This window comes from uncultured Nostoc sp., assembly GCF_964245445.1.
Taxonomy (GTDB): Bacteria; Cyanobacteriota; Cyanobacteriia; order Cyanobacteriales; family Nostocaceae; genus Nostoc.
This window is the reverse complement of record NZ_CAXTNE010000250.1, coordinates 1-11,548: the sequence shown is the minus strand read 5'-3', so window position 1 is coordinate 11,548 and position 11,548 is coordinate 1. Positions and strand designations below refer to the sequence as shown.

The window sequence follows — 11,548 nt, the reverse complement described above, 5'->3', positions numbered from 1 at the left end:
GGAGAGGAATTTTCCCTCTGCTCCCTGCTTCCTAAGCTCACTCGCAACGTTACTCCTCCTGTTTGAGTAAACTTGACGGCGTTACCCAAAAGGTTAATCAGGACTTGGCGGAGCTTACCTTGATCTGTTTGTATATAACGGGGAAGATTAGGAGCAATTTCAAATCTAAGAAACAATTGCTTTGTCTGTGTCCTTACCTGGAACATTTCTTGTAATGTTTGCAACAGCAGATAAAGGTCGAAGTCTTCAGGGTTGAAAATGATTTGTCCAGCCTCAATTTTGGACATTTCTAGGACATCGTTAATCAGATTGAGCAAGTGTTCACCACTGCGATTAATCGTAGCTAAAGATTCACGTTGGTTTGAGTTGAGACTAGTGTCTCGTTCCATTAACTGAGAAAAACCCAGAATCGCATTCAGAGGCGTGCGGAGTTCGTGACTCATGTTAGCCAGGAAAGCACTTTTGGCTCGGTTGGCAGTTTCGGCGGCTTCTTTGGCAACTCTCAGCGCTTCTTCTGCTTGATGTCTGGCTCGACCGATCGCAATTATTTCACCTACCAGCTTTAATAGATTCAGATCCTCTTGACTCCAGGTTTTACACAAGTGAATCATCGCTGTACCAACAAATCCAACTACTTTGCCAGAGTGAAGCATGGGTACAGCAACTACAGACTGAAACGACATCCCCTCAAATAGCTTTCTCTCTGCTGTATCAGGTGGCAATTGTGCGACACAAGGGATTTGTATATGGTTGCCACGCAGGATCGGAGCATAAAAATAGGGAAAGCTTTCTACAGGCGATCCTTTGGCAAGATCGATCAATGGCTCGACACCTTCGCTGCACCATTCATGGATGAGGTCAAATCGCCTTTGATCTTCGGATAATTCAAAGATGCAGCTGTGTTCGGCACTAATAAACTGAGCGATCGCTTGAAGTGTAAAATTAATTGCTGTTTCTAAATTTTGGTCAATAAATTGGCGAGAAATGCTACTGAGTAAACTTTCTGCTTGAGTACGACGTTGCAAAGCTTCCTCTGCTTGTTTGCGATCGTTAATATCACGAGCTACACCCACAATCTGGAAGTTACCCTGAGCATCTTGGGTGCGGACTGCATTAGAAGTTAGCCAAACCCAGCCCCGACTGCGATGTTTAGCCCGATATTCAGTACCCGAAATTCCCTCACCTGTTGCGAGGATAGTTTGGGCTACTTCTTGACATTTGGGCACATCATCAGGATGAGTAAAGAATTCCAAGGAATTACCTTCCATTTCGCTGGGGGCAAATCCGGTGGTATTCAAGATATTAGGGGAAATATAGTTGAAAACCCCATCAGAACTGATGACAAACAGCACATCATTGACTTTTTCAACAATAGTGCGAAACTTTAACTCACTTTCCTGTAGGGCTGCTTCTGCTTGTTTCCGTTCCAATTCGGCACCGGCACGGGCAGCAAAAATTTTGACAATCAGTTCCCGTCCCGGATCGTGCTTCATTGGTTTGACATCTATCACTGCTAAATGTCCGATGATTTCCCCGGATGAACTGGTTAGAGGAACGCCAAAAAAACTCTCGGCATTCATCTTCACTAAATCTGCATCTTTGGGGAAAGTGGTTTGTACTGCTTGGGGGTAGTGACACATGTTGCCTTTCAAGGTATGTTCACAAGGAGTACCTTGTAATTCATACTCCAAGTTCTCGTTAATAGCCCCGCCACACCAAAATGCCAAAGTGCGGACTCTAGTTTTTGGCTCATCATCAAACTCAGTAACTAGGGCATATTGAACTTGCAATACTTCGGCAAGGTAACGAACGCAGGAATTGAAAAATTCATCACCTGTTTTTGCTGCTGTGCCCTCAACAATTAAGTGTAAAGCCTGTTCTTGCTGTTTGCGATCGCTAATATCTGTAAAAACAGAATCCAAACAGGATTCTTCTACGTTGAGACGGAGTGACAAGAGTACCCAAACAACAGATCCATCCAAGCGCCGCAGTGCTACTTCAAAATTACGAACTTCACCGTCCTTTTCTAACTCTGCTAACATCTGCACGCGATCGTCTGGATTGATATATAAGTCAGTTGTGAAATACTTGCCAATTAAGTCAGCAGCAGAGGTAAAACCTAATATCTCAGCACCACGTTGATTAGCATCGATAATCAATCCATCTTTTTGGCAGGTGCGGAAAATTCCCACTTGGGAATTTTCAAAGATGTTGCGGTATTTCATTTCACTACGACGCAAAGCTTCTTCTGCTTGCTTGCGTTCTGTAATGTCGCGTCCCACACCGGCGATCGCAATTCCATCACTGGGAGTGTTGATTGTCGAAGTATTAAAGTTGAACCATCGCCAGCTGCCGTCTTTGTGTCTTAATCGCACCTCAATGTCAGTCAGCTTTTCTCCAGTCGTAGTCCTTTGTAAGGCTGACATACTAATTGTTGAATCATTAGGCTCGACGAACTCCATCATAGAATGGCCTTCCACTTCTGCCAGGCTGTATCCCAGAATTGGGATAACATTAGGCGAATGATAGGTAAAGGTTCCGTCGGGGGTGAGGACAAATATCAGGTCATTGGCATTTTCGATGATAGTACGGAACTTTAACTCACTCTCCTGGAGAGCTTGTTGGGCACGTTTGCGTTCTGTGGCATCAGTGCCTACTGAAAGAATTTCGATTAAGTTTCCTTGTTGATCTAATATGGGTTTATTTGCCCAGACTATCCAGACGCGATCGCCATTTTGGCGTAAGTTTTCATTTTCGTTGAATAGATAGTTTTCTGGGTGTTGACAAATATCAATCATTAATGTTTGTAAGTCGCGTCCAGAAGTTTCGGTTTCTGGAACAATTGTGCCGATGACATTACGCCCGATAATTTCATCTAAATCGAAACCAAAAATCCTTTGACCGTAATCATTTAAAAATATGATTTTACCATTACCGTCCCAACGCAGAATGACGCAGTTGGCTGTTTGCACCAAATCCCGATACTGGACTTCGCTTTGTCGCAAGGCTTCCTCAGTGCGTTTGCGAGCAGTAATATCGCGCACTATCGCCAAGACGTGTGGCTTACCGTTGTAAGTGCAAGTTGTTCCTTTAACTTCCACATCAATCAAAGTGCCATCTTTGCAGATATCAACTGCTGGCCCATAAAATTGCTCACCAGATCGCGTTGTTTTAAGAAATTCTAAAAAAACAGAATGTGAGTCTGGGTGTATGTAGGCAGATGGATGTAAAGTAAGAAATTCTTCATAAGAGTAACCGTGCATCTGACAAGCCGCAGGGTTAACTTCGGCGACTTTTTCAGTTTCTATTTCAGTAATAAATAGTCCATCATTGATAGCTTCAAAAATACTGCGGTATTGTAGCTCACTTTGTCGCAGTGCTTCTTCTGCCCTTTGGCGTTGCGTAATGTCGCGAAAACTCCACACTCTACCAATAATCTGTTCGCCGATGCGCTGAGGACAGGAATAGCGTTCAAATACTCTGCCATCGCGCAATTCTAATGAGTCGTAACTAACTAGTTCAGGTTGTGAGTATAATTCTCGAACTCGTTGCAAAAATACATCCGGGTCTTTTAGCTGGTTTGCCAGATACGCCAACCGCTTAGGATGATCTGGTTCTATTAACAGTTCTGGTGGAATTGACCACATTTCTAAGAACTTTTGGTTGTAACTAGTGATATTACTTAAGCTATCGACTGCTAAGATACCGTCTTGAATCGATTCAAAGATAGCGCTCAAAAGAGATAAAGAGTTTTCTAAAGCAACTTGAGTTTGTTTGCGTTCGCTCAAATCCCGCCCTAAAACCATCAGAGCCTTGCGTCTACCATCCTGGTGAAATAGGGGAGCTTTAATCATATCTACACTGCTCACTGTCCCATCAGGTCGAGGTATAACTTCTTCTACCTGATGCACACATCCCAGCAGCCAAGCTTGTTCATCTGTTTTGTCGCAGTTGAGCAAAGCATCGTGATAAAAATTGCTAAATTCTGCTAGTTCTGAGTCTTTTTTGCCTTGATAATCAACGCCTTCTATCTGTAAAAATTCCAGGTTAGCCTGGTTTGACAGCAACCATTTTCCTTCACCGTCCTTCAAGCAGATAATATCGGGTGTAGCGTTAATTAATGTCTGCAAACGCTCCTCAATCTCTTGCAAGGATTCTTGAGTTTGTTTCGCCAGCGTGATATCCCGAATCACGAGTATTGCACATGGCTCATCAGTCAGTCCGCTACAGTTCCCGGAAATTTGTAGTGTTAAAGTCCGCTCACCCTGCTGGAACTGATAATTTGCTGTTTCGTACTCCCCATTGAGTATCTGCACATCAGGATAGGCTGGTTGTCCTGCTTGTGCTAAGGGTAGTAAGTCAGTTAACTTTGCACCGCAAACAGAGTTGTAGGGTTGATTCACCAAACGCTCAAAGCTAGGATTGCACCATTGGATGCGTCGGTTTTCTCCTACCCAGATTACAGCATCAGCGATCGCACCTAATGTTACTTCCATCTTGGTGAGGGTAGCTTGCAATTGCTTCACCTGCTCCAATTGTTTAGCGCTCATCACCAACTCCTTAATATCTCCTACCTAGATAAATAAATCAATTTGGTATAGCGATTGTATCTTTAGTTGATCATCAAAATATTTAACTAGAGCAAAACTACATATTGGCTTTAAATATTACAGCAAATATGCATATATCAGCATTATAAAAAGGCAGAGGGCAAGGGTAGAAATACTAATACCTAGTTTTCAATCCCCCAATTAATCCGTGCGGAAAAAATTTCCCACTATTGCAATTATCTCCCCTAGTTCTCCTCTATTTCTTTCTAAATTCAAATCAGAAAAGCAGAGAACACCGCCCAAAACAAGCGCACAATCTCTGCCGTATCAATTAAGTCAATAAAAACGGAGAAAAAACGTATGCTACACCAAATTAAAGAATTGCTTCAAAACGCCCAACTACAACAGCAAGTAAAAGCAGCAGCTAACCAAGCAGAAGCCATCAAAGTGATAGCGATCGCTAGTGCAGAGAAAGGTTATAACTTCACAGTTGAAGCCATTTCTCAAATGCTGGCAGAACTAGCCTTTGTTGATTCCAATGAACTGAGTGAAGAAGAATTACTTAGTGTTAGTGGTGGAATGATGGCTAACACTGGTCACGTACACATGTCATGTTGTACCGATTGTCCCAAGGGAAATGGTCAATGTTGATATTTTAGCACTTAGCCAACAATATTCTTTATTGAAACTAGGTGTAAATGGAAAGGGAAGAAATCACTAACTCTTATCCCTTTCCCTCTGCACCTATGCTTCTGTGCCCCTCTGCTCTTGTCAAACCAGAATTATGAAAAATCCAGTCATCGCCAAACGAGATATTCCATCCTCTCAAGCATTAACAACCATTGTTGCTAACGCCAGTTTTCTCTGGGAACGCCTCGATACAGAAAGATTTGTAATTGACATCGATTCGATTAATGAAAGAGAAATTCAGCGTCGGCTCGATCGCTGGTGTCAAATCTTAGGCGACTGGAACACTTTATATAAACGCTTACAGTGGGAAAGCTTAGATATTGCTACCATTCGCTTTCCGTTGGGAAACATCGGCTGGAATCCGCAAGCACCATTGCCAGCATGGGCAGAAACTTTGCAGCAGATTATACAAATATCCAGGGAATTTGTACTGACACTAGAAATAGATTTACCAATTAATCCAGAAAATCCGATTCCCTTTGAAGATATCCTGCTGCCTGCGATCGCAGTTGCCAGACAGCAACTTTTGACTCGACTTGGTTCTGAACAACTAACTGAAGACAGCTTACCCTTATCAGTCCTTTCAAAAGCTGCTTACCGGGAATTAGAGCGCAGTTTGCTACAGCGATTGGCAGAACTTTGCACCAAGACGCTGAATTTTGAATTTTCTCAAGTTCGTCCATTTGGGAAAAACTTGCTCAACTTGCTAGGAGTATCAACAGAAAAGAGCAACAATAAAACTCACTATAATAAGTTTGTCAATCAACTCCTAGAAGATGGATTGTTGAGCCTATTTAATAAATATCCAGTACTCGGTCGATTAGTTGCAACAGCGGTCAGTTTTTGGGTAGAGTCTGCCACCGAATTTATCCAACGTCTGGCTGAAGATAAAGTAGATATTCAGCAAATCTTTAGCTCTAAAAATGATACTTTAGGTAAAGTTAGCGAAATCCAAACCTCACTTTCTGACCCACACAAGCGTGGGCGAACAGTTATTTTGCTCACTTTTGAGTCTGGACTAAAACTTGTTTATAAACCCAAAGATTTAGGATTAGAAGTTGCTTTCAACCAATTTTTAGATTGGTGCAATCAACACAGTCAGCTTCTAGATTTCAAAGTTATCCAGGTGCTGAACCGAGATAATTACGGTTGGGTAGAATATATTGCACACCAACCTTGTAACGATGAAGCTGCTGTAGAACGTTTTTATCAGCGAGCAGGGATGTTGTTGTGTGTGCTTTACGCTTTGCGGGGAACAGATTGCCACCACGAAAACTTAATTGCCAGTGGCGAATATTTGGTGTTAGTTGATATGGAAACATTACTGCACCATGAAGCTAATTTGATGAAAAATTCACCAGATGCTACAGACTTTGAGACAGCCGCAGAACAGCAATTCTGGGCATCTGTGCTACGAACTGGGCTTTTACCACGTTGGGACTTTAGTAGCGATCGCCGTATTGCTTATGATGTTAGCGGATTGGGTAGTACAGATTCTCAAAAAGTTCCTCATAAAGTATCCAAATGGCAGCGCATCAATACCGATGATATGCATCTGCAATCTGAGTCTGTCACCATGTCCGTAGGGAAAAATGTGCCGCGCTTAGGTGAAATTGCCTTGTCTGCCAGCGATTATCAAGCACAAATTACTACTGGCTTCGAGGTGATGTATCGCTTTTTGATGATGCATAAGAATATATTACTGGTTCCTGGAAGTCCGTTAACTGCGATGCAGAATCAACAAGTCCGCTTTGTCTTCCGCAACACTCGCATCTACAGTGCCATCTCACAAAAAACTTTATCACCCGATTACCTCAAACACGGCGCAGACTATAGCATCGAATTGGATCGCCTCAGTCGTGCCTTTTTGGTTGCTCAAGACAAACCCAATGCTTTACCGATTTTGAGTGCAGAACTCAAAGCAATGGAACAACTGGATATTCCGTTTTTTACAGCTAGTGCTGCTAGTGATGAACTTCAGGTGAGTAGCGATTTATCCATTCCGCAATACTTTAAGCAACCTAGTTATCAACACGCCTTGAATCAGTTGCAGGCGATGGATGAAATTGACTTAGCTCGACAAACAGCGATTATTCAAGGCTCATTCCATGCTAAGGTAGCGCAAACTCACAACCAAGGAAGCCCCCAATGGAACGCTGAATCTTCACCATTGCTGAGTGCGGCAGAATTAATTGCCGAAGCCAGTGCGATCGCTACTGATTTGGAAACGACAGCTATACCAGATCCCGATGGCAGTGTCAACTGGATCGGCTTAGGTTATGTGCATGAAGCAGAGCGATTCCGATTGCAAGTTTTGGGCAACAATCTTTATGACGGACGTTGTGGAGTTGCCTTGTTTCTCGCCGCACTCAGTCAGGTAACTAAAGATTCACGTTCCTCCGATTTGGCATTAAAGGCATTGCAACCCCTACGTCGGCAAATCCAAACCCTGAACTTAGAATCTCGGCAACTCATGGCTCGTCTTATGGGTATCGGTGGCGGGACAGGTTTGGGTTCGATAATTTATGGCTTGGTGAAGGTGAGCCAATTCCTCAAGGATGAGACGCTATTGCCAGATGCTCAAGCATTAGCCGAGTGGATGACACCAGAGTTGATTGCTGCGGATAAAAAGCTAGATATCATGAGTGGAGCGGCTGGAGCCATTCTTGGGCTGTTATCTCTTCACAGAGTAACGGGGAATGCAACAGTTTTAGAGAAAGCGATCGCCTGTGGAGAGCATTTGCTCAAGCATCAAATTAGCCACGAAAATGCTCCCAAAGCTTGGCAGACCGTAAGCGAAAAGCCTTTGACTGGTTTCTCCCACGGAGCAGCAGGAATTGCTTATGCTTTGCTGCGACTCTATGCTGTGACACAAAATCAAGCTTACAACGAAGCAGCACTAGAAGGCATTGACTATGAGCGCAGCGTCTTTAGTGAATCCCATGCCAACTGGCCTGATTTTCGCAGCCTAGAACCCAACCAGCCAGCAAGCTTCCCGGTTGTCTGGTGTCACGGTGCAGCCGGGATTGGGTTGGGGCGTTTAGGTTGTGTCAGACTTGGAGAAATTCCCGGAATTGAAAGCGAGATTAAAATTGCGCTGCAAACTACCCAGAACTACGGATTGGAAGCAAGTGACCACCTGTGCTGTGGCAATTTGGGCCGAATTGAAACCCTGTTAGTCGGGGCACAACGCTACTCCCGCTCTGATTGGCGTGAAATTGCTCTCCAGAATGCTACAAATGTTGTGGCTAAAGCCAAACGAACCGGAGCATATCAAATGTTCGTTAATTTGCCTAGTTCCGTATTCCACCCCAGTTTATTCCGAGGTACAGCGGGAATCGGCTACGAGTTGCTACGGTTAGCTACCGATGATTTGCCTTCAGTACTGTTGTGGGAATGAGCCTACTCCTTGCCTTTGCGTCCTTTGCGGTAGCCTGCGGCAAGCCCTTCTCTACCAGAGGTGATCTGGCGTCAGTCTTTTGCGCTAGTCAGCCAGTCGGTTGCTTGCCAGTGAAAACCGCTAATTGAGCGGCGAAAGCACGCTTGAAGGCGGGCCGCGCTTCGCCACGGGCGACATAGGTAGAGAGATTCGGATAGTCGTCCAACATACCCGAGTCTTTCAACCTGAGCAGCACTTCTACCATCATCAGGTCGCCTGCGCTGAATGCGCCATCGAGCCAGTCGGCATCTCCAAGGTGACTGGAAAGTTCTAAGAGCCGATTACGGATGCGACCTTCGACGACACGCAGGCGCTGCTCGTACCAGGCCTGATCACGCTCTAAGTACGTGGCGATTTCCCGATCAACGATTGGCGGCTCTATCGTGTTAAGTGCGGCAAACATCCATGTGATCGCTCGCGCTCGACTATTGGCATCGTCTGGCAACAGCCCTGTATGGCGCTCCGCGATATGGAACACGATCGCCCCCGACTCGAACAGGGCAAGATCACCTGACTCATAGGTTGGAATTTGCCCGAAAGGATGAAGCGCACGGTGCGCGGGTTGCTTCATCTCACTGAACGAAACAAGACGAACGTTGTAAGGTTGGCCCACTTCTTCGAGCGCCCAGCGAACGCGCATGTCACGCGCCAGTCCCTTGCCGCCATCAGGCGACCGTTCAAAGGCGGTAATAGTGGGTGTCATTGTCAGGGTCATGGGGATTTCTCCTTTCGGTCCAATTTTCTGTTTTGGGTGTGTGTTCTGTCCGGCAAGAACAGCAACTCTAGATATCAGCGTCAAAGCTGGCATTAAAAGCACCGGCGGAACGGGAGCAAAAAGATAGATGTAACACTATTACCAATAGTGTTACATTTTGCGCGGCTGATGCTGCCGGCATCAGTTGGCCGCGGTCGCTCATGACCGCCTTGCCAACACTGGCGCTTGGTGGCAAAGCACGTCTGCGTAGAATTCGTTTTGCGACAGTCAAAAAGAGTACTAGTAAGCCGAAAAAAGAACAACCATAATCTGCTTGACCGAAGAGGCAAAGGGGCAGGAGGCTCTTAGCTGGGGGAGCAATCCCTGTCCCGAAGCCGTGAAGCGGAGCGGAACATGGGTATCAAGCCCCGCCCTTCCAGGGCGTTCTCGATTGGTCGGCTTCCTTGCTCCTTCCAATCCTCCCCCCTGCTCCCTGCTCCCTGCTCCCCTGCCTCTTTTGACCTTTTAGTTTTTCTACTTCCAGATGTGTAACTTGTAAACTTACTACTGCTGGGTCATTTTGTCATGCTTTAGTCTAAACTCCAGTTACGAGCTAGGACTATTTTGCTGAAATCTCCCCTAGTTCTCCCCGATTTCACCATAATCTTAGAAGTCAAGAAGAAGGCTCTAAGCGGTGTCAGCAAGGAGGAGAACAATGCAACTAAAACATAGTCACATCTTCCGCCAAGAAGCGCTAGATCGCTTATCTTCACCAGAACAACTGGATCAAGCAATACAAGTTGTCAAACCTCAAGCTTGGTTGACTCTATCTACTTTGAGTTTTGTGGTTGCTGTAGCTGGCGTATGGAGTGTGTTTGGCAGAATTCCCCTGACTGTCACAGGCCAAGGTATCTTGATTAAACCGCACCATGTTGTGGAATTTCAAGCACCCAGTTCTGGCCCGTTACTAGCTCTCAAGGTCAAGTCGGGAGATATTATTAAACAAGGTGATGTGCTGGGTATTATCGACCAATCAGCGCTAAAGCAGCAACTACAGCAAGAGCAAGTAAAGTTACAACAATTGCAAACCCAGAATCAAGAAACTGACAGGCTACAAAAGCTGCTGATTGACCAACAAATTATCACCCTTGGGCAGCAAAAACTTGATCTGGAAAATAATCTGCGTCGAGAGCAAGATGCGCCAAAATTACGCGATCAAACACAAAGAGCGATCGCCCAAAAACGTCAAAGCATTAATTCCCGCAAACAACAAATTAATTACTTACTCAAAACTTTACAAGGACGGGTTAATAATCGTCGTCAGCTTTTTGAGGAGCATGTCATCAGCCAAGATATGCTGGTGCAAGCTGAACAGGAATATTTTAACACTCAAAGCGAACTCTCAGATATTGACGTGCAACTAAAGGATCTGGAAATTCAAGAAACCACTACACAACGAGAATATCTAGAAAATCTTAACAGAATTGACGAAATTAAAACTAAAATTAAAGACCTTAATACTCAAAATACTAAATTACGCGAACAAGATTTAAAGCAATCAATTGATAAAATCAATGAAATTCGGGAAGTAAAGCGGCGCATTGCCCAGTTAGAACTCCAACTATCTCAAGAAAGTAGAATTATTAGCAAATATAATGGTCACATTCTCGAACTGAGCGCCGTCCCTGGACAAATGATGAATCCGGGTAGTCGCTTGGGTTCAATTGAAGCTGAACAGCCAAATTCAAAACTTATGAGTCTTGTTTACTTTGCGAATAAAGATGGTAAGCAAATCAAGCCAGGGATGGCTGTACAGGTGACTCCCAGTTTTGCCAAACGTGAGCGCGACGGTGGCATTGTCGGAACGATCGCAGATATTTCTTCATTTCCGGTAAGTACACAAGATATTACCGCGATCATTGGTAACAAAGAAATGGCCGCCAGCCTTGCCGCTAAAGGTGAAAATCAGGTGCAAGCTTTTGTCCAACTCCAAGAAAACCCTACATCAGTCAGTGGCTACAAATGGTCATCTTCTGATGGCCCAGCTTTAAAAATATCTTCTGGCACAACTACCTCTGTTCAAGTAAAAGTTGGAGAAAAAGCACCGATTTCTTATATTATTCCTATGCTACGCTCTTGGACGGGGATTTATTAAATTGGGGATAGGGCATGGGG

General features: G+C 44.6%; 6 protein-coding genes. 3 read left to right on the top strand and 3 right to left on the bottom strand.

Translation table 11 applies throughout. The annotated features are described in order from the left end of the window. On the bottom strand, positions 1-4,550 hold a 4,550-nt coding region (locus ACFE90_RS29895; RefSeq protein WP_375505987.1), incomplete at its 3' end, for a PAS domain S-box protein. 360 nt (positions 4,551-4,910) lie between these two features. Here ACFE90_RS29895 and ACFE90_RS29890 point away from each other — a divergent pair. Both ACFE90_RS29890 and ACFE90_RS29885 read left to right on the top strand, forming a co-directional pair. Beyond that, positions 4,911-5,201: a Nif11-like leader peptide family RiPP precursor gene (locus ACFE90_RS29890; RefSeq protein ID WP_375505986.1), complete on the top strand. Its 291-nt coding sequence runs from the start codon at positions 4,911-4,913 to the stop codon at positions 5,199-5,201. Between the two features lie 133 nt (positions 5,202-5,334). Continuing rightward, positions 5,335-8,640: a type 2 lanthipeptide synthetase LanM family protein gene (locus ACFE90_RS29885; RefSeq protein ID WP_375505985.1), complete on the top strand. Its 3,306-nt coding sequence runs from the start codon at positions 5,335-5,337 to the stop codon at positions 8,638-8,640. Positions 8,641-8,728: 88 nt separating this feature from the next. Here ACFE90_RS29885 and ACFE90_RS29880 read toward each other — a convergent pair whose 3' ends face one another. Beyond that, positions 8,729-9,394: a glutathione S-transferase family protein gene (locus tag ACFE90_RS29880; RefSeq protein ID WP_375505984.1), complete on the bottom strand. Its 666-nt coding sequence runs from the start codon at positions 9,392-9,394 to the stop codon at positions 8,729-8,731. A 67-nt stretch (positions 9,395-9,461) separates the two neighbouring features. Next, the gene (locus ACFE90_RS29875) at positions 9,462-9,596 is read right to left on the bottom strand and encodes a hypothetical protein (RefSeq protein WP_375505983.1); all 135 of its coding nucleotides are present in this window, start codon (positions 9,594-9,596) and stop codon (positions 9,462-9,464) included. Positions 9,597-10,088: 492 nt separating this feature from the next. Between ACFE90_RS29875 and ACFE90_RS29870 the strand changes: the two genes are divergently transcribed. Next, positions 10,089-11,528: an NHLP bacteriocin system secretion protein gene (locus ACFE90_RS29870; protein WP_375505982.1), complete on the top strand. Its 1,440-nt coding sequence runs from the start codon at positions 10,089-10,091 to the stop codon at positions 11,526-11,528. Positions 11,529-11,548: the final 20 nt, after the last annotated feature.